We start from the raw sequence: 17965 nt of genomic DNA on the forward strand, positions 1-17965 counted from the left end.
TGGACTCTCAGAAGTCGAAGTTGATCATTTTGCGCATGACGAGGATACCGATGCCCATCCACAGGCCGCAGCCGACAAGGACGATCTTGCCCGTCACGGTCGCGAACAGGAGTGCCATGTAGTCCGGGCTCGCGAAGTAAACGGCACCCGCGACGAGGAACGGCAAAGCACCGATGATGCCTGCGGAGGATTTCGCTTCCGAGCTCATCGCCTTGATCTTGGCTTTCATCTTCTTCCGCTCGCGCAGGACCTTGGAAAGGTTCCCTAGCGCTTCCGAAAGGCTGCCGCCGGTGCGGCTCTGAATGGCGATGACGATGGCAAAGAAATGCGCTTCGGCCAGCGGCATGCGTTCGCTCATGCGTTTCACGGCCTCGTCCACGGGGATACCCAGCGTCTGGTCCTGGACGATCGCGAGGAACTCGCCTTTGACCGGCTCCTGCGCTTCGGTGGCGATCACCCTCAGGCAGTCCGGCATCGGCAGACCTGCCTTGAGCCCCCTGACGATCACGTCGACGGCATTCGGGAATTCGGCAGTGAACTTGGCAAAGCGGGCATTGCGCTTGATGTTCACATAGACGTGCGGCAGAAGCAGCCCGCCTGAAATGGCGAATCCTGCCGACACCAGCGCGCCCGTATCCAGCAGCAGCATCGCGCACCAGCTGGCCAATGCGGCGCAGGCACAGACCACGAAATAGGTCTTGGGGGACCAATGGAGGCCGGACTGACGGAGTCTGGCCGTCAGCGTCGTCTTTCCTTTGCGCGCATTCGCCTGGCGCTTTTCCTCTATCTCGCGCAACGTCTTTTCAACCGAGCGACGGCGGTCGCGGCCATCAGCCTCCGTAGGCTCGCTTCGCTTATTTTCCGCCGGTGCCGACATGCGCGCGAGCCTCTGGCGATAGGCGCTTGCCTTGGAGACACGCGGATAGAACGCCGCCACCATCACGCCGCCGATGCTGGTGGAAGCCAGGAGAAATACGAAAACAGGAAAAAGCAAAGAGGTCGCCATCTGTTTTGGCCCTATTTCAGCTTCTGGTTCAAGCGGCCGCCTTCATCTCGGCCGCATCGAGGGCCGCGGCAAGGCGGCCCTCTTCGCCGTAATAACGGGCGCGGTCCCAGAATGCCGGGCGACCAATGCCGGTCGAACGATGTCTTCCAATGATGTTCCCCTTCTCGTCTTCGCCAAGGATGTCGTAGATGAAGAGGTCCTGTGTCGTGATCACGTCCCCCTCCATGCCGAGCACTTCGGTGATATGGGTGATCCGGCGCGAACCGTCGCGAAGACGGGCCGCCTGCACGATGACGTCGACCGATGAGACGAGCATCTCCCGGATCGTCCTGGCCGGCAGCGAACTGCCGCCCATGGTGATCATCGCCTCGACGCGAGCCATTGCTTCGCGCGGGGAGTTTGCGTGCAGCGTTCCCATCGAGCCGTCGTGGCCGGTGTTCATCGCCTGCAATAGATCGAAGGCCTCGGGTCCGCGCACCTCGCCGACGATGATCCGCTCGGGCCGCATACGCAGGCAGTTCTTCACCAGGCTGCGCATGGTGATCTCGCCCTGCCCCTCGATGTTCGGCGGCCGAGTTTCGAGACGAACCACATGCGGCTGCTGCAATTGAAGCTCCGCCGCGTCCTCGCAGGTGATGACGCGCTCTCCGTGATCGATATAGCCGGTCAGGCAGTTCAGAAGCGTGGTCTTGCCGGAGCCCGTACCGCCGGAAATAAGGACATTGCAGCGCACGCGACCAATGATCTTGAGAACCTCAGCGCCTTCCTGCGAAATCGAGCCGAATCGAACCAGCTGGTCGAGTGTCAGCTTTTCCTTCTTGAACTTGCGGATCGTCAGGGTGGGGCCATCGATTGCCAGGGGAGGCGCGATCACGTTCACACGGGATCCATCGGCAAGACGCGCGTCGCAGATCGGGCTTGATTCATCGACGCGGCGGCCAACCTGGCTAACGATGCGCTGGCAGATGTTGAGGAGCTGTTCGTTGTCGCGAAAACGAACCCCCGTCTCCTGCACTCGGCCATTGACCTCGATGAAGACCTGGTTTGCGCCATTGACCATGATGTCGGCTATGTCGTCGCGAGCAAGCAGCGGCTCGAGCGGCCCATAGCCCAGAATGTCGTTGCAGATGTCGCTGAGAAGGTTGTTCTGCTCCGCCATCGAAATGCCGGCCTTCTTGGCGGCAACGATGTCGTTGATAATTGCGCCGATCTCCCCGCGCGCCTGCTCCACGTCCATATTGGAGAGTGCAGCGACATCGATCGTAGCGATGAGGGCGCTGAAGATTTCCTTCTTCAGGCTGTAATACTGTTCGGCCTTGTCAAATCTCGCCGTTGCGGCAACCTGGGTTGGCTTTAGAACCTGGACAAGGGCAGGCGCGGCCTGCGGTTCATTTTCGATCACGGACTGGACCGCTGCCTCGGATATCTGTTTTTCCGAAATGGATTTCTTGCCGAACATCATTGTCGCTCCGTTGCCGAGAGTGAGATGTCTGAGGTCTTTGAATGCGAAAGCGGAAGGCTATGCCTCCCGCTTTGCTTTGGAACCCGCGCTGCCGGGAGCGTCAGCCGGTGAGAGCCGTTCCGATAGCCGTGAATCTGGTGGTCAGGCCGGTGCCGACGGTCGCCATCACGGCAATGATCACGACAGAAATCAGGCCGGCGATCAGGCCGTATTCAATGGCGGTGGCGCCGGATTCATTGCGAGCAAAACGGACGAGAAGATTTTTCATGGTTCGGTCCTTCATGAGTTGGAAAAAGTGCCGAAGCCAGGTTCGGCATCACAGGGCCGGGCCGGGTTCTGCCTCGTGTCCCGCTTGCTGTGTGGCCCTTATATAGACTTTGTTAACCCTCTTGATCCATTCAGCCTGATGGCCGACCCTGCGGCGCAAATGGCTCGTCCTGTTGGTCTAGTCCGATCGCCGCACACGCGATTTGCGGGTGCCTGGAGGTGCACACGCGGCGGCTCACGGCTACCGGATGCAATGCGCGCGCTCCCGCATCAGATTGAACGGTGAAATCGGTCACCCGATCGGGATGCGCCGAGACAGATTGAGGCTGATCCTGCTCTGGGCGAGACCGGGGAGGACAAAGGTGAACGGGTAACGGATCGACAGCACCCGGAAAGCTATTCCGTCCACCGTTTCCTTGCTGACGGCGATCGTGAGCAGCGTCGGATCGCCGCTGCGAAAGCTCTCGCGCACTGCGCTGTCCAGCTTGGCCTGTGCTTCGCTGTCGGAGGCGTTGTGTGCGATCTGGCCGATAAGCACGCGCCGGGCGGCGACGTCGGCGGCGTGCGACAGCTCATTGCGCACATAAAAGGCGCGGCCGAACTCGATGACGCCGATGACGAGCAGCAGCAAAGGCAGGCACACGAGCGCAAACTCCACCGCCGTTGCGCCGGATTGATTGCGCCGCAGGCTGCGAATTCTGCCGCCCGATGCCGTCATTGGACTTGCACCTGCATGGAGGACCCCAGGTCGAATGTCGGAAGCACCGCTGGTAAAGACATGGGGCGATAGGACTTTGACGCCTCCAGGCGATAGTAAACGAATTGCGGCTTCGCGTTCGCGCAGGGCACCGTCCCGCATTGCGGCGCCGCTTCCGGTGCGACATCGGCATTTTCCGGGCAGGCGCAGTACCGCTTTACCTCCGGCAGGGTGGTGCTCGCCAGCCCCGGGCTTTGCGCCAGGGTGGAAACAAGAACCTTTTGAACCTGCACCGCACCGGGATCGGCCATGGCGGCCTGTGCACCGGCGCGCAGAACGTGGTCGATCGTCATCCGCTCATGGATCGCAAGGCCGATATCGGCCGTTGCGACGAGACCGAGAGCGAGCACCGGAGCGATCAGTGCAAATTCGACCGCCGAAGCACCAGCCTCGGAAGTTTTCAATTCGCCCGCCTTCTTGCGCAGGACCGATGGAGCCTTCGGCTTGCCGCGCTTGAAAACCTGCTGCAGCAAGGCCTTCATTCCTTTTACCCGGGTTCGTCTCTCCCGCGTTCCGCCAACCCGCCAGGCAAGCGAAACAATGGCCTTCCCCGCCTTCGAATCCGGTGCCGACTCGATGACCAGCCGGCCGTTATTGGCCGCCGCGCCGAAGAGCGAGGGGTCAAAGGCAAAAGAGACGCTCTCCTCGAGTCCGACGGCCGCGAGGAAATCCTTCGGCTTGATTTCCTGAAGCTTCGGAGTCCCCACTTTGTTGAGCACGAGCCGCGGCGGCGGATCGTTCGGCCGCGCCTTCCTGAGGAAGTCGACCAAGCTCCTGGCGTTGCGCATCCCGGCCAGATCGGGCGTGGCCGTTATCACGATTTCGTCGGCCTCAAGCAGGATCTTTCGAGTCCACTGCGTCAAGGCGTAGGGCAAGTCGACGACCACATGCCACGAACTCGAGCGCGCGACGTCGAGGAGATGGTCGACGTCCTCCTCCCGCAGATTAATGAACTTGTCGAGGTCCGTTGTTGCCGGAAGCAGGTGCAGGCGATCCGTATAGCTCACAGCCAGACGCCGCAGCAGCACGTCGTCCAGGCGGTCGGGACTCTGAAGCACATCCACCATGCCGTGCTTTGCTTCGATATCGAAGTTCAGGCCGAGAGTCCCGGACTGAAGGTCGAGATCCGCCAGGAGGACATCGGCATCCACCCGCTTCGACATGGCATATGCAACGTTGTGTGCCAGCGTCGAGGATCCGGTTCCGCCCTTGGCACCGACAAATGCGACGATGCGCCCCAACTTTTCCTCGGTCGAGTGACGAAAGCAGCGGTGGACCGCCGCGACGAAATCCATCGGCTCGAGCGGGGTAACGAGATAATCGCTGACACCGGCGTCCAGCAGCTTCTTGTAGAGGCCCACATCGTTGGAGCGACCGATGACGATGACTTTGGTCCCCGTGACGCACTCCATTGCGAGCGTCTCCAGCGCGGCCATCAGCCGAGCTTCGCCTTCATCGCTCTCCACGACGACGAGATTAGGCGAGGTGACGCCGCCGTAAAGCGCAGCCGCCTCTTTGATGCCTCCAGCCTTCACCGCTACGGTAGCACGCGCCATGCGGCGGTCGATTGCCGCGGTGCCAATGGCCTCCCTCACCTCTTCCGACTGGCAGAAGACGGCGATGTCCACCTTCGGTATCGGCAGCAGTGGTGCAGCGGCCGCCGTCTGCGGAGCTTGACGGGCTTCTTCATCCAACTTTGTCATCATCGGGATTTCCGTCATTTGTTCAGCTGCCGTCGGCACGGGAGGGAACCTCCACCATCGACATGCGTCCGCCGTTGAAAAAGCGGACCACGCCGCGTCGGGTTCCCTCGGCTTCGACGACTGAAGCTTCGTGATTGTCGCTGATCGCACGGAGTGCGAGCGAAACCGTGCCGGAGGCTTCCGCCGCCGCGACGGCTGCGATCTGTTCGGGATTCACCTCGAGCGTCGCGGTCTTGCCGATGACCGATGTTCCATCGGCCGCCTGCGAAACGGTCTGATCCACTGCAAGCACCCGAATGTTGGACAGAATCGCGCGACTGACGACCTTGCCGGCGTCGCCCGCGGCGTCGGGCCGGACGGCTGTGTGAACGACATCGACATGATCGTTCGGCAGGATGAAGCCGCCGGCCGTGCTTTCCGCCGTGACGCGAACGGCAATCGCCCGCTTTCCCGAGGGCAACAAGCTCGAGAGGTAACCCGTACCACGTTGTGCGAGCTTGTCCTCGCGAATGGGTTCTCCCGCCACGAAATCACTCAGGGCAAGCGAACCCTTGAGCTCTGTGGTCGCATCCGCTCGGGAGCTGCGACTGATGAAGACGGGAGGAATTTCGCCTTCCCATGGTTGCCAGCGCAGGTGGTTTTCTTCGATCGCCGCGCCGCGCTTGAGCTCCGCAGCGGCGACGAGCACCTCCTGCGCCGGCGCTTCTTCAACCTCGGCCACCTCGACCGAAGGCTCGTCGCCCATGCCGAGCGCCAGCCAGGAGGCGGCTCCACCGGATGCCAGTGCGAGCAGGAGTATGACGATGCGGATCATGGATTAAACCTCGTCTTTTGCCAGTGGGAGCGTGGCGCGATCGTTCAAAGGAAGGCGGAGCACCAGTGGCTTTCGGGCAGCAGCAGAAGGGCAGCCGGCGCCATCGCCGCGCCATAGGGAATGCCGGTCTCGCGGTCGAGCAGACGCTTCGACCAGGCATTCTTCTTCAGGACGAGCGGCAGAGGGGCCCGCCGCAGCTGGAGAAGTCCAAGCGTCAGGGCCGCGCCGATAACCGACGTGTAGAGAACGAAAGGGAGGGCGAGGTCGGCGCCGAGCCAGAGCACGGCGACAGGCAGGAGTTTTGCGTCGCCGCCGCCGATCCAGCCGGCAGCAAAGAGCACGAAAGTGCAAGCGAGCACGACGGAGGCAACGACAATGCTCGACGTGATCGTGTCGAAAGACAGACCGACAGCGGGCGCAAGAACGGCGAAGGCAATCACCAGGAAGACCACCAGGCGATTGGATATGGTCATCGTCGCCACGTCCCTGATGCCGGCGTAAGTCATCACTCCGGCGAAGAGGAAAAACGCAAGCCACGCTGCGGATGTCGAGATCATCGTCGATCCTCATACGAAAGGGCCAAACGGCCGGTTGGAATGTCCGGGAATGTGCCTCTTGAGCTAAGGAATTTCTATTCGACCTCATGGACTAAGCGCTTTCGAGCGGGCTGTGACCCGGACTAGGCCGACTGGCTGAATCGCCGGGAAGCGCCAGGCGGGATATAGGGTCCACCGGCAACGACATGCAAACGCCTTCGGCTTCGGGTAACGTGGATGAGCAAGAGAACTGACGCTATCGATGAAGCGAGCCGTTCGTCTCGGTGGCAGAAGCCTCTGCGCCGGTTTCTGAAAGCCGAAGGCGGCGCCGTCGCCGTCATCGCCGCGGTTGCATTTCCCGTACTCGTCGGTGCAATGGGTTTGGGCGCCGAGACGGGGTACTGGTATCTGGAAAAGCGCAAGCTGCAGCATGCTGCCGACGTTTCGGCCTATGCCGCAGCGGTCCGCCATCGCGCGGGTGATCAGCAGTCCGCGCTTGAAGCCGCCGCACGCAGGGTCGCAGGCGGTTCGGGCTTTTCGCCGGGGGACCTCACCTTGTCCACGGCTTCGGCCGCTGCCGGCGGCTCGAACAATGTGACGGTCGAGCTGACCGAGACCCATCCGCGCCTGTTTTCTTCCGTCTTCGGCACCGGAACCATCACGATAAAGGCACGCGCAGTCGCCCAGGTCACAGGTGGTTCGAAGGCTTGCGTCCTCGCCCTGTCGAACTCCGCGTCGGGCGCCGTGACCGTCACCGGCTCGACGGAAGTCCAATTGTCCGGCTGCAGCGTGGTTTCCAATTCCAGCGCCTCCGACGCCTTTCTGATGAGGAACGGCAGCGCGCTCATGTCGACCGATTGCGTCTATACCGTCGGCGAAGCCGTGACGACGACCGGTCTGACGCTCACCGGTTGCAGCAAGCCCGTCCAGCAGGTCCCGCCGACGCCGGATCCGTTTGCCTCCGTCCTCGAACCGGATCCGCTGCAGATTCAGCAACTTCCTTGCCGTTCACTGAGTTATGTGTCGAATCTGCTCTATGTTTTCGACAGGCTTGCAAGCCCGCTGTATCCAGGCGGCGTCGAGGCGATCAGGTTCTGCGGCGGACTCGACATCAAGGGAACGGTCAAACTGAAGCCCGGCCTTTATATCATAGACGGCGGCGAATTGACGGTGACGGCCGGGGCAAAACTCTCCGGCGATGGCGTTACCTTTCTTTTCACCAATTCTGCAGCCGCCAACCTGCTGGGCAACGGCGACATCGATCTGTCCGCTCCGACGAGCGGTCCCTTTGCGGGCCTGTTATTCTTTTCCAGTCGGCTCAATACCGGGGTCGTCCATCAGATAACGGGCAATTCCGAATCTACCCTGGTCGGAAACCTCTACGCTCCGACGGGCCGCATCGACTTCACCGGAAACTCGACCGTTTCGGGCGGATGTACGCAGATCGTAGCCGATCAGGTCACTTTTACAGGCAATTCCAGAATGGAGACCTGCGCTTCGCCGACAGAGGAGATCCTGGTCGGTCTGTCGGTATCGCTCATAGAGTGAAAGCGGCAAGTTCTTCGTAGCTGGCTGGAACGGAAGGGACATCGAGCCGTTCACCTCGGATGTCATCAATACAGGAGTTCTCCCATGCCCAGGCGCTCAACAGGGGCTGTCTTGTTGCTGGCGATGTCAGCTCTGGTAAGTCCCGCAACAGCGGACGAGCAGAAATCTCCGGTCGTTCCCGTTCAGCAAAAAAGCGTGGGAGCCGACGGCGTGGAACGGCTTGTCGTCGACTTCGCCAAGACCGTGACGCTCCCTCGGCCGGCAAGCACAGTGATCATCGGCAACACGGGAATAGCGCAGGCAAGTCTAAGCGACGACAGAACGGTGATCCTCACGGGCAAGACGCCCGGGTCTACGAACCTGATCGTGATAGACAGGGACGGCGCCGAAGTGGCGAACCTCATTCTGGATGTCGTCGCCGGCAGCGGTCGTCTGGTGACGGTTCATCAGGGCCTGCGGCGGGCCACCTTTACCTGCGGTAGGCGCTGCGACCCGGTTCTTCTCGTCGGTGACGACGCCGACCATTTTAACGCGACCGCGTCACAGATCGCCGCACGCAATGGCTTTTCTGCGCCCGCACCGAATAATCAGCAGTGACAAATTTTTTCGGCAAGAGAGATGCCGCTGCCACTAGCCTAAGACTAGCTCCGGTCCAATAAAGCGAGATTGGCTTCAATCGTATTGTCCCCGGGCAATGCCGCACGCGCTTCGAGCAGCAGCGTACGGGCCTTTGCCTTCTCGCCTCGAAGATAATGGGAGTATCCCATGTTGTTGACGATGCGTGGCTGGCGGCCTGCCACCTTGAGCAACTGGCTATAGGTTCTGTCCGCCAGATCGAACCGGCCGAGCCGGTCGTAGCACGCCGCCAGTCCCATCAGCGCCTCAGCATTGTCTCGCCGCAGCTCAACCGCCTCCCGAAAGTGCTTCTCGGCCAGACCGTAATTGCCGTTCATGAATTGAAGCTTGCCCTGATCAAGATCGGACCTGCTCACGTCCCCTCCGGTGACAGCGGAGGTCGGATCAACATCGGCGCTCGACAACACCTCTGATGTCTGACAGCTCGAAAGAAGGACAGCCGAAACGATCGCCAATGCCAATTCCGTGGTCCGGCGTGTTCCTCTCGGACGGCACAGCACCATCCGGCCGGACTCGCCTGTTATCATCTTCATTCGCTGATCGCTGCCCTCTTGCTACTGTGTCGCGGTCTCGCTCGGATAAGGCTCACTAATCCCCCCATTGGTCCCGTCTTGCTCCGCGTTCTGCGGTTGCGGCTTATACTGTTCCAGGTCGGCTGGCGTGGCCAAATCGGTTTGTTTGACCCTTAGCGGCCACGGATCGACCATCTGCATTACGCTGTTGGCTGCGATAGCATCGCCTGCCGAAAGAGCTATCGTCTCGCTGCGAACGAGCTCCTGGCTCTGGCAACCGGAAAGCAGGATCGACGCCAGAGGAGGAAGAAAAAGAACGGGAAAGCCCCTAGGCCGACTGGTTCTCCAGATCATTGGAGCTCCAGAAAATGGCCCGAGCTCGGTGCGCGGACGGCGCGCGCCTGTGTCGACGCTGTTCGGGTCCTGTCGTCGGCGTTTACTTCATCGATATTGCCGAGGAAGAATTCCGCTTCGGTCGGCCGCTTCGTACGATCCGAGGGGCTGGCGACTTTCTTCAGCGGATCCATCGGTTTGACGAGATGAGGCGTGACGATGATCACGAGATCGGTTTCGCGCCGCTGGTAGGCCTTGGAGGAAAACAACGCCCCCAGAATTGGAAGTTGGCCAAGCCCCGGCACACGCTGGGTGATCAGATTGTTCTCGCTTTGCAACAGACCGGCAATCATGAAGCTCTGGCCACTCTTGAGATCGACCGATGTCCGTGCTCGACGAACGGAGAAACCCGGAATCGAAATATTGCGCACGCGATAGGACGCTGTGTTGTCGATCGCCGACACTTCCGGCTCGATGTCGAGGGCAATGAGGCCGTCGCTGAGTACGGTCGGCGTAAAATCCAGACCGACTCCGAACTTTTTGTAGCTGACGGCAATCTGTCCGTCATCTTCGGAAACTGGAATGGGGAATTCCCCACCCGCTAGAAAGCTCGATGTCTCCCCGGAACGCGCTATTAGATTAGGTTCGGCCAGACGCCTGGCCATGCCCCGGTCTTCGAGCGCATCAATGGCCACGTCGACGGAGTAGCCCTCTCCAATAAGGCTGCCGATGAGGGACCCCGCCGGCGTATTGGACGTCGCTCGCGGGCGGGAGTTGAACTCGACGCTCCCGTTCGACCAGGCATAAGCGGCACTGATCCGGGTCCCGAGCTCCTTGCCGACGTCGCGGTTGATCTCCACGAATCTGACATTCAGCTGGACCTGTTGAGACGAGGTGATCTTGACGGAATTGATGATCTCCTCGTCACCGGCAAAACGCGATGCGATCTGCTCGGCCTGCGTGGCCGCAACTGCGTCCGTGGCAGAGCCGGAAAGAACGATCCTTCCATTTGCCGAAGTTACCTTTACGTTCGAGCCGGGCACCGACTGCCGGATCGTCGACGACAGCAACTTCGTGTCGAGCGTCACCTCTATGTCGATTATGCCGACGGGATTCTTTTCCGCATCGAAAATGGTGACGCTCGTCGAACCCAGTTCATTGCCGAGAATATAGAAGGAGCGATCGGTCAGCGGCGTTACGGTCGCGATTTCGGGATCTCCGATGACGATCTCATCGAATCGCTGCACGGCTCGGATCGTTACCGTCTTGCCCTTCGCGACCCTGATCGACCGCGAAAAATTGGAAGAGATTTCAACGGAATCGCCGTTTGCCGATGCGCTCGAACCGACGCCAATACCCATAAACACAGCCAATACGAGGCAAAAGAACGCAAAAAGAGAGCCTCTCGACCTTGTCATGGTTTCTGCATTCCTCCACGACACCCGGCACAATGCCGCACTTTCGTGACGCTACCGTTTCTCCCCGCCCTGTGAGAATGTTTCGACAAACCTGGTACAGGGTCAACCAGGAATCCCCCAAACACACAATAATCAATGAGGAATTCGAAATAAAACCGGCAATTTTCAGTGGTCTTCACGGGCCCAAATTCTTGAATACCGTGTTGGCGCGAAAGCCTTAAACTATTGACTTCCTATCCGAGCCGGCCGCTGCGCCGCTCGCGATTCGAAAGGTTCGCCACAAGATCGCCGAAGCGGTCGCCTTGGACCGCCACATGGCTGCGCAGCCCCTCTCGCGCACGATCCGCATCGCCGGAAAGAACGGCCTCCACGATTTCACCGTGCTCCTTGAAAGAGACCTTCATCCGGTTGCGAACCCTGAGCTGAAGGCGACGATAAGGTCGAAGGCGGCGATGCAGGGTAGTGCATTGCTCCTCAAGGAAGCCGCTCCGGCTCGCCGCATATATCGCGCGGTGGAATATCTCGTTCTCGTAATAGTAGCGATCCGTGTCCTCGCTGACGGCCGCCTCCCTGCATTTCTCATGTGCTGCCAACAAAGCCGCGCTGTCCTCCTCCGTATGCCGGCGCGCGGCAAGCGCGCCCGCCATACCTTCAAGTTCAGCCATTACCTCGAACATCTCGTAGACGCGCTGCGGTGCCGGATCCACGACGATCGCGCCGCGTCGCGGCCTGATCTCGACAAGCCCGATCGCGCTTAGCTGCATCAAAGCTTCACGGATTGGAGTGCGGGACACGCCGAAACGCGTGGCAAGTTGCGTTTCGTCCAGGCGTTCGCCCGGCTCGAACGCGCCCGTGACGATGCCGTTTTCGATATCGTCGCGCAGTTTGTAGAAAATATTCTCGCTCATCCTTCCCCGCGATCATTCCGTATGCGGCATCCGCCGTCTTGTATACAAAAATCTTGACATGGTACGCAAGAAGGATCCACTCTTATGCCAAGCCGGCGGGAGGGCCGGCATATCAGGGAGGAAGATATGAGCAGTTTTCGACGGAAGTTGACGACTTCCGCAGTCGCGGCGACCTGGAGCTTGATCGCATCGACGGCGGGCGCCCAGACCGTGCTCAAGGCATCGCACCAGTTTCCCGGCGGGAAGGGTGACATTCGCGACGAGATGGTGCAGTTGATCGCCCGCGAGGTCGCCGCCGCCAATGTCGGCCTCGAGATCCAGGTTTTCCCAGGTTCATCGCTGTACAAGCCGAATGATCAGTGGAATGCGGTCACACGTGGCCTGCTTGATATGACTTCGTTTCCGCTGGACTACGCTTCGGGCCGCCATCCGGAATTCTCCGCAACGCTCATGCCCGGCCTTGTTGGCAATTTCGATCGCGCGATGCGGCTGAACGATTCGGAGTTCATGGGAGACATAAAGAAGGTCATCGAAGATGCCGGCGCTTTGGTGATCGCCGATGCGTGGCTCTCCGGTGCATTCGCTTCGAAGAAGAGTTGCATCACATCTCCCGACACCATCAAGGGACAGGTGATCCGCGCCGCCGGGCCGGCCTTCGAGGAGATGCTTGTGGAAGCCGGCGCCTCGATTTCATCCATGCCTTCGTCGGAAATCTACACCGGCATGCAAACGGGCGTTTTGGATGCCGCGAATACATCGTCGGCGAGTTTCGTGTCCTATCGACTGTTCGAACAGGCAAAGTGCCTGACGGCTCCGGGAGAAAATGCCCTCTGGTTCATGTACGAACCGGTGCTGGTCTCCAAGCGCGTCTTCGACGGCCTGACGGAAGAGCAGCAAAAGGCGATGCTCGCTGCAGGCGAGAAAGCAGAGGCCTACTTCAACGAAGAGGTCCGCAAGGGCGATCAGGTCATGATCGATACCTACAAGAAGGCAGGCGTCGAAGTCGTCGAGATGTCGAAGGAGGATTACGATGCCTGGCTCGCGCTTGCCAAGAAGTCTTCCTACAAGAACTTTGCCGCCAACGTCACCGACGGCGACAAGCTGATCGAAAAGGCGTTGGCCGTGAAGTAAGCCGGGCCGGTGGATCGGCGCGCTCCGGCACGCCGGTCATTCCCCCGCCCAAGGTGTGAGGACAAGCCAGATGCTCAAGGCCTATTCACAGGCTGTCGGCAATGCTTCGCGAGGCCTCGCGGTCGTTGCGACGGCTCTGCTCATCGCGGCAATGCTCGTCGTCTGCCAGATGATCATGCAGCGCTATATATTTCGCCAGGCGACGATCTGGCAGACGGACTTCGTCGTATTTTCCGCCACGGCAGCCATGTTCCTCGGCGCGCCATACGTATTGCTCAAGGGCGGCCATGTGGGCATCGACGTCGTGGAGATGGTGGTCGGCGACCGGGTGCGCTACGTTCTGCGCATCATCGGAAGCCTGCTCGGTCTCCTGTTCTGCTTCGTCATGCTGATCGCAACATGGATTCAGTTCCATGACGCTTGGGCGGGCAACTGGAAGCACGCAAGCGTTTGGGCGCCGCCACTTTGGGTGCCGCTGTCCGCCCTGCCCGTCAGCTTTGCCATGCTCTGCCTGCAATATGTCGCGCAGATTCTGACGCTTTTAACCGCCCCCACAGCGCCGGCGGCCACTGGTCATGGCGCGGCCCAAGCTGGTTCGGCTCCTGAAGCCGGCCTTCCTCCACAGGAGATCATCCAGTGAGCCCGACCGTCTCTGGACTGATGATCGTCGCCTGCCTTTTCGTGTTGCTGGCAACGGGAATGCCCATCGCTTTTGCCTTGGGGCTTGCCGCCTTCGCAGCGCTCTACATGCAAAGCGGCGCCGGCATTTTCTATGTGCTTGGCGATACCATGTTTTCCGGCATCGCCAATCTGGCCTATGTGTCGATCCCGATGTTCGTCCTTATGGGCGCGGCGGTCGCCTCTTCTCCGGCGGGATCCGATCTCTACACCTCGCTCGACCGGTGGCTGAACCGCATTCCGGGCGGGCTCATTCTGTCCAATATTGGGGCCTGCGCCATCTTCTCCGGCATGACGGGCTCTTCACCCGCGACCTGCGCGGCGATCGGCAAGATGGGTATCCCGGAAATGATGCGGCGCGGCTATCCCCCATCGGTCGCGAGCGGCTCGATCGCCGCGGGCGGCACGCTGGGCATACTCATTCCCCCCTCAGTGACGCTGATCGTCTACGGAATAGCGACCGAGACCTCCATCGGGCGGCTGTTCATGGCGGGCATCCTGCCCGGCATCATGCTGACGATCATGTTCATGGCCTGGGCGGTCATCGACTGCAAGCGCAAGGGCTACGAGTTCGATGCACGCCTCGTTCGCTACTCGATGAAGGAACGCCTGTCCGGTCTTCCGCGCATCCTGCCGTTCCTGCTGATCATTGCCGGCACGCTCTACGTGCTTTACGGCGGGATTGCCACGCCGTCGGAAGCAGCCGGTGCGGGTGCTTTCCTGACACTAGTCGTGGTGATCGTCGCCTATCGCCTGTTCCGCTTTCGGCCCGTCGCCGGCATTTTTGGATCGGCGATGAAGGAAAGCGTCATGATCATGATGATCATGGCGGCCGCAGAGCTCTTTGCCTTCGCGCTGTCCTCGCTGTTCATCACGCAAACGGTTGCGGCGGCGATTGCCGACATGGAGGTCAATCGCTGGGTGCTGATGGCGATCATCAACGTCTTTCTTCTGGTCTGCGGCATGTTCCTGCCGCCCGTCGCCGTCATCGTGATGACTTCACCGATGCTCTTCCCGATCGTCACCCAGGCCGGTTTCGATCCCTACTGGTTCGCGATCGTACTGACGATCAACATGGAGGTCGGACTGATCACGCCTCCGGTCGGCCTTAATCTGTTCGTCATCAATGCCATCGCGCCGCAGATCCCGACGAAGGAGATCCTCTGGGGCTCGCTGCCCTACGTGCTCGTCATGTTCCTGGCGATCGTTCTCCTCTGCATCTTTCCAGACATTGCGACGTGGCTGCCGAACCAGATGCTGGGGACGGTTCAATGAGCACGGCATCATTCTTTAGCGACATGCTGCAGGGCATTGCCGACCGCGGCCGGCGCTTTTTATCGCTCGGTCCCGCCCGTAATGGCGAAGCCGATGCGGTCGGCACCATGCAGGCGCTATGCGAGACCCTGCTGTCGAGCCGCGGCGAAGCTTCAGGCATGGCGTTGGCCAAGAATATTCTGGATCGCTGGCAAGGCTTCGATCCGGAAAAGCGGCGCGATTTCATGATCGCGCTGCTCTCGCACTTCGGGCCTGATATCGAACGGTTGGAGCGGGCGATCGACTCCTACCGCGCCGATCCGACGCCGAAGGCGCTGCATGAAATGAGCATGGCGGCAGAACCGCGTCGCCAGGAGCTGATCCGCAGACTGAATCTTGCCCCTAACGGCATCGCGACGCTCGTCCGCATGCGGGAGGACCTCCTCGAACTCAAAGCCCGCAACCCCGATCTGGAGGCGGTCGACACAGACTTCGCTCATCTCTTCGGATCCTGGTTCAATCGGGGCTTTCTCGTGCTGCGGCCGATCAGCTGGTCGACGCCGGCCGATATACTGGAGAAGATCATTCGATACGAAGCCGTCCACTATATCGGCGGCTGGGACGAGCTGCGCCGCCGGCTTGCCCCGGAGGACCGCCGTTGCTTCGCCTTTTTCCACCCACAGCTCGCCGATGACCCGTTGATCTTCGTTGAAGTGGCGCTGACACGCGAAATGCCTTCGAACATAGCGGACCTTTTGAAGGAGGATCGCGCCCCGATCCGCGCGGCCGACGCGACGACGGCGGTCTTCTACTCCATTTCGAACTGCCAGGAGGGCCTCAGGGGCATTTCCTTCGGCAATTTCCTGATCAAACAAGTGGTTGAGGATCTGCGGCGCGATCTTCCCCGCCTCGACACTTTCGCGACGCTGTCGCCGGTGCCGGGATTTGCCGATTGGTTGTCGCGTGAACGGCGGGCAGAAGCGTCCGACGCCCTCTCGCAGGCCGACCGGGGCAAGCTCGCTCTGCTCGACGAACCGGATTGGGCCGATCAACCCGAGATCGTGGCAAGCATTCAGCCAAACCTGTCGGCTGCGGCTGGCTGGTATTTCCTCAGAGCCCGCAACAGCTCCGGCAAGGTTGCGGATCCTGTAGCGCGGTTCCACCTCGGCAACGGCGCGCGGCTCGAACGCATAAATTTCCTGGGCGACCGTTCCGAACGGGCGATGCGCCAGGCCCACGGGCTCATGGTCAACTATCTCTACAAGCTCGATGACATCGAGACCAACCACGAAGCCTTTGCCACGCGCGGCGAGGTGGTCGCCGCACCCGCCATTCGCCGCCTGGTTCCCGCAGATAGGAGTCCACGCAGCCTCGTTCCGGTTCCCGACATCCTTTCCCCGGATGCCCGGTCGAGTGATGCACCGGGGCGGAAAGGCAATAAGGAGTTCACTTCATGAGCAATCATCTGTTCGATGCCATACGCCGGGCATCCCGCCCCGACTCCGTCTTCATCCTGGCGGCTGACGAGCGCGTTTGGACCTATGGTGACATGCTGGAACATTCCGGCCGCCTCGCCTCCGCGCTCGTCTCCCTTGGCGTGCAGCCGGGCGACCGGGTGGCGGTGCAGGTGGAGAAGAGTCCTGAGGCGTTGATGCTTTACCTTGCCTGCCTTCGCGCAGGCGCCGTCTATCTTCCCCTAAACACGGCCTACACGCTGACGGAGCTCGACTATTTCTTCGGTGACGCCGAGCCGCGGCTCATCGTCTGCGCCCCCGCCGCCAAGGAAGGAATCTCGAAAATTGCCGCATATCGCAGCGCCGGTGTCGAGACGCTCGATGACAAGGGGGGCGGATCGCTGATCGAGCTTGCTCTTGGTGAAACGCCGGATTTTTCGGACCTTGACCGCCGCGCGGATGACCTTGCCGCAATCCTTTACACTTCTGGCACGACCGGACGGTCCAAAGGCGCGATGCTGACGCATGACAACCTCCTGTCGAATGCCGTCACGCTCCGCGACCACTGGCGCTTCACCGCCGACGACCGGCTGATCCATGCGCTGCCGATCTTTCACACGCACGGCCTTTTCGTCGCGTCCAACGTCATTCTTCTGGCCGGGGCTTCGATGTTTTTCCTGCCGAAATTCGACGCGAACGAAGTCCTGAGCCTGATGCCCCGGTCGACGACGATGATGGGTGTTCCGACCTTCTACGTCCGCCTCGTCCAAAATCCGGGGTTGACGCGCGAGGTGACGGCCGGGATGCGGCTTTTCGTGTCGGGCTCGGCGCCCCTGCTTGCCGAGACTCACAGGACGTTTGCGCATATGACAGGACACGCCATTCTCGAGCGATACGGCATGACCGAAACCAATATGAACACCTCGAACCCGTATGACGGGGAGCGAATCGCCGGAACGGTGGGCTTTCCGTTACCCGGCATCTCCCTTCGTGTCGCCGATCCGGAGAGCGGCAAGCCTCTCCCGAACGGTGACACCGGCATGATCGAGGTCAAAGGCCCGAACGTGTTCAAGGGCTATTGGCGCATGCCGGAAAAGACGCAGGCCGAGTTTCGCGCCGACGGTTTTTTCATCACCGGCGATCTCGGCAAGATCGACGACCGCGGTTACGTCCACATCGTGGGGCGAGGCAAGGATCTCGTGATTTCCGGTGGGTACAATATCTATCCGAAGGAAGTCGAAACGGAGATCGACCAGATGCCGGGCGTCGTGGAAACGGCAGTCATCGGCGTGCCGCACCCGGATTTCGGCGAAGGCGTCACGGCCGTGGTCGTCCGGAAGCCCGGTGCGACGATCGACGAGCGCGCCATCCTCGGGGGGCTGGAAGGCCGCCTCGCGCGCTACAAGCAGCCGAAGCGGGTGATCTTCGTGGAGGACCTGCCACGCAACACGATGGGCAAGGTTCAGAAAAATGTGCTTCGCGAAGCCTATGCCGATCTTTATGCCGAAGCGGGAGCCGGCGCGCGCATATAGGCTTCTGCCCGGATCC

At 60.8% G+C, this 17965-nt stretch carries 18 protein-coding genes; 7 read left to right on the forward strand and 11 right to left on the reverse strand.

Going from position 1 to position 17965, the window contains the following annotated elements; all coding sequences use genetic code 11:
• Positions 1-7: 7 nt before the first annotated feature.
• The 7 genes from FB009_RS06090 to FB009_RS06120 form a co-directional block, all read right to left on the reverse strand.
• Positions 8-1006, reverse strand: a complete 999-nt coding sequence (locus FB009_RS06090; protein WP_018010005.1) for a type II secretion system F family protein — start codon at positions 1004-1006, stop codon at positions 8-10.
• Between the two features lie 28 nt (positions 1007-1034).
• Positions 1035-2465: a CpaF family protein gene (locus tag FB009_RS06095; RefSeq protein ID WP_024324416.1), complete on the reverse strand. Its 1431-nt coding sequence runs from the start codon at positions 2463-2465 to the stop codon at positions 1035-1037.
• A gap of 103 nt (positions 2466-2568) precedes the next feature.
• On the reverse strand, positions 2569-2736 hold the full coding sequence (locus FB009_RS06100; protein WP_011970010.1) for a Flp family type IVb pilin: 168 nt from the start codon (positions 2734-2736) through the stop codon (positions 2569-2571).
• 291 nt (positions 2737-3027) lie between these two features.
• Positions 3028-3453, reverse strand: coding sequence for a TadE/TadG family type IV pilus assembly protein (locus tag FB009_RS06105; protein WP_011970011.1), 426 nt, complete (start codon positions 3451-3453; stop codon positions 3028-3030).
• Positions 3450-5195 (reverse strand): AAA family ATPase, encoded by a 1746-nt coding sequence (locus FB009_RS06110; RefSeq protein WP_029723095.1) that lies wholly within the window; start codon positions 5193-5195, stop codon positions 3450-3452. The genes FB009_RS06105 and FB009_RS06110 overlap by 4 nt, the downstream gene beginning before the upstream one ends.
• 22 nt (positions 5196-5217) lie before the next feature.
• Complete coding sequence (gene cpaB / locus FB009_RS06115; RefSeq protein ID WP_011970013.1) at positions 5218-6009, reverse strand: Flp pilus assembly protein CpaB; 792 nt, start codon at positions 6007-6009, stop codon at positions 5218-5220.
• A 44-nt stretch (positions 6010-6053) separates the two neighbouring features.
• Positions 6054-6566, reverse strand: coding sequence for an A24 family peptidase (locus tag FB009_RS06120; RefSeq protein ID WP_011970014.1), 513 nt, complete (start codon positions 6564-6566; stop codon positions 6054-6056).
• A gap of 216 nt (positions 6567-6782) precedes the next feature.
• On the opposite strand from FB009_RS06120, the gene FB009_RS06125 reads away from it, so the two are divergent.
• Together FB009_RS06125 and FB009_RS06130 are read left to right on the forward strand one after the other, a co-directional pair.
• The gene (locus FB009_RS06125) at positions 6783-8093 is read left to right on the forward strand and encodes a pilus assembly protein TadG-related protein (RefSeq protein ID WP_011970015.1); all 1311 of its coding nucleotides are present in this window, start codon (positions 6783-6785) and stop codon (positions 8091-8093) included.
• A gap of 84 nt (positions 8094-8177) precedes the next feature.
• A complete protein-coding gene (locus FB009_RS06130) occupies positions 8178-8690 on the forward strand; it encodes a pilus assembly protein N-terminal domain-containing protein (protein ID WP_011970016.1) in 513 nt (170 codons plus the stop codon).
• Positions 8691-8734: 44 nt separating this feature from the next.
• On the opposite strand, the gene FB009_RS06135 is transcribed toward FB009_RS06130, so the two are convergent.
• From FB009_RS06135 to FB009_RS06150, 4 genes are all read right to left on the reverse strand, one after another.
• Positions 8735-9262, reverse strand: coding sequence for a tetratricopeptide repeat protein (locus tag FB009_RS06135; RefSeq protein ID WP_011970017.1), 528 nt, complete (start codon positions 9260-9262; stop codon positions 8735-8737).
• A gap of 21 nt (positions 9263-9283) precedes the next feature.
• Positions 9284-9595 carry a hypothetical protein gene (locus tag FB009_RS33080; RefSeq protein ID WP_011970018.1) on the reverse strand — a complete coding sequence of 104 codons (312 nt, stop codon included), beginning with the start codon at positions 9593-9595 and terminating at the stop codon, positions 9284-9286.
• On the reverse strand, positions 9592-10992 hold the full coding sequence (locus FB009_RS06145; protein WP_011970019.1) for a type II and III secretion system protein family protein: 1401 nt from the start codon (positions 10990-10992) through the stop codon (positions 9592-9594). Before FB009_RS06145 ends, FB009_RS33080 begins: the two co-directional genes overlap by 4 nt.
• A gap of 233 nt (positions 10993-11225) precedes the next feature.
• Positions 11226-11900: a GntR family transcriptional regulator gene (locus FB009_RS06150; protein WP_011970020.1), complete on the reverse strand. Its 675-nt coding sequence runs from the start codon at positions 11898-11900 to the stop codon at positions 11226-11228.
• 126 nt (positions 11901-12026) lie between these two features.
• Here FB009_RS06150 and FB009_RS06155 point away from each other — a divergent pair, with 126 nt between their 5' ends.
• From FB009_RS06155 to FB009_RS06175, 5 genes are all read left to right on the forward strand, one after another.
• A complete protein-coding gene (locus FB009_RS06155) occupies positions 12027-13031 on the forward strand; it encodes a TRAP transporter substrate-binding protein (RefSeq protein WP_011970021.1) in 1005 nt (334 codons plus the stop codon).
• A gap of 70 nt (positions 13032-13101) precedes the next feature.
• Positions 13102-13671, forward strand: a complete 570-nt coding sequence (locus tag FB009_RS06160) for a TRAP transporter small permease subunit (RefSeq protein ID WP_011970022.1) — start codon at positions 13102-13104, stop codon at positions 13669-13671.
• On the forward strand, positions 13668-14984 hold the full coding sequence (locus FB009_RS06165; protein WP_011970023.1) for a TRAP transporter large permease: 1317 nt from the start codon (positions 13668-13670) through the stop codon (positions 14982-14984). Before FB009_RS06160 ends, FB009_RS06165 begins: the two co-directional genes overlap by 4 nt.
• Entirely contained in the window at positions 14981-16420 is a 1440-nt protein-coding gene (locus FB009_RS06170; RefSeq protein ID WP_011970024.1) for a malonyl-CoA decarboxylase, read from the forward strand. The genes FB009_RS06165 and FB009_RS06170 overlap by 4 nt, the downstream gene beginning before the upstream one ends.
• Positions 16417-17949, forward strand: a complete 1533-nt coding sequence (locus tag FB009_RS06175; protein ID WP_011970025.1) for a malonate--CoA ligase — start codon at positions 16417-16419, stop codon at positions 17947-17949. Before FB009_RS06170 ends, FB009_RS06175 begins: the two co-directional genes overlap by 4 nt.
• Positions 17950-17965: the final 16 nt, after the last annotated feature.

Source organism: Sinorhizobium medicae, from assembly GCF_007827695.1.
In the GTDB taxonomy this organism is placed as follows: Bacteria; Pseudomonadota; Alphaproteobacteria; order Rhizobiales; family Rhizobiaceae; genus Sinorhizobium; species Sinorhizobium medicae.

Coding starts and splice junctions, on each gene's coding strand:
- FB009_RS06090 (WP_018010005.1), bottom strand. CDS start 1,006: ATGGCGACCTCTTTGCTTTTTCCTGTTTTCGTATTTCTCCTGGCTTCC.
- FB009_RS06095 (WP_024324416.1), bottom strand. CDS start 2,465: ATGTTCGGCAAGAAATCCATTTCGGAAAAACAGATATCCGAGGCAGCG.
- FB009_RS06100 (WP_011970010.1), bottom strand. CDS start 2,736: ATGAAAAATCTTCTCGTCCGTTTTGCTCGCAATGAATCCGGCGCCACC.
- FB009_RS06105 (WP_011970011.1), bottom strand. CDS start 3,453: ATGACGGCATCGGGCGGCAGAATTCGCAGCCTGCGGCGCAATCAATCC.
- FB009_RS06110 (WP_029723095.1), bottom strand. CDS start 5,195: ATGACAAAGTTGGATGAAGAAGCCCGTCAAGCTCCGCAGACGGCGGCC.
- cpaB (WP_011970013.1), bottom strand. CDS start 6,009: ATGATCCGCATCGTCATACTCCTGCTCGCACTGGCATCCGGTGGAGCC.
- FB009_RS06120 (WP_011970014.1), bottom strand. CDS start 6,566: ATGATCTCGACATCCGCAGCGTGGCTTGCGTTTTTCCTCTTCGCCGGA.
- FB009_RS06125 (WP_011970015.1), top strand. CDS start 6,783: ATGAGCAAGAGAACTGACGCTATCGATGAAGCGAGCCGTTCGTCTCGG.
- FB009_RS06130 (WP_011970016.1), top strand. CDS start 8,178: ATGCCCAGGCGCTCAACAGGGGCTGTCTTGTTGCTGGCGATGTCAGCT.
- FB009_RS06135 (WP_011970017.1), bottom strand. CDS start 9,262: ATGAAGATGATAACAGGCGAGTCCGGCCGGATGGTGCTGTGCCGTCCG.
- FB009_RS33080 (WP_011970018.1), bottom strand. CDS start 9,595: ATGATCTGGAGAACCAGTCGGCCTAGGGGCTTTCCCGTTCTTTTTCTT.
- FB009_RS06145 (WP_011970019.1), bottom strand. CDS start 10,992: ATGACAAGGTCGAGAGGCTCTCTTTTTGCGTTCTTTTGCCTCGTATTG.
- FB009_RS06150 (WP_011970020.1), bottom strand. CDS start 11,900: ATGAGCGAGAATATTTTCTACAAACTGCGCGACGATATCGAAAACGGC.
- FB009_RS06155 (WP_011970021.1), top strand. CDS start 12,027: ATGAGCAGTTTTCGACGGAAGTTGACGACTTCCGCAGTCGCGGCGACC.
- FB009_RS06160 (WP_011970022.1), top strand. CDS start 13,102: ATGCTCAAGGCCTATTCACAGGCTGTCGGCAATGCTTCGCGAGGCCTC.
- FB009_RS06170 (WP_011970024.1), top strand. CDS start 14,981: ATGAGCACGGCATCATTCTTTAGCGACATGCTGCAGGGCATTGCCGAC.
- FB009_RS06175 (WP_011970025.1), top strand. CDS start 16,417: ATGAGCAATCATCTGTTCGATGCCATACGCCGGGCATCCCGCCCCGAC.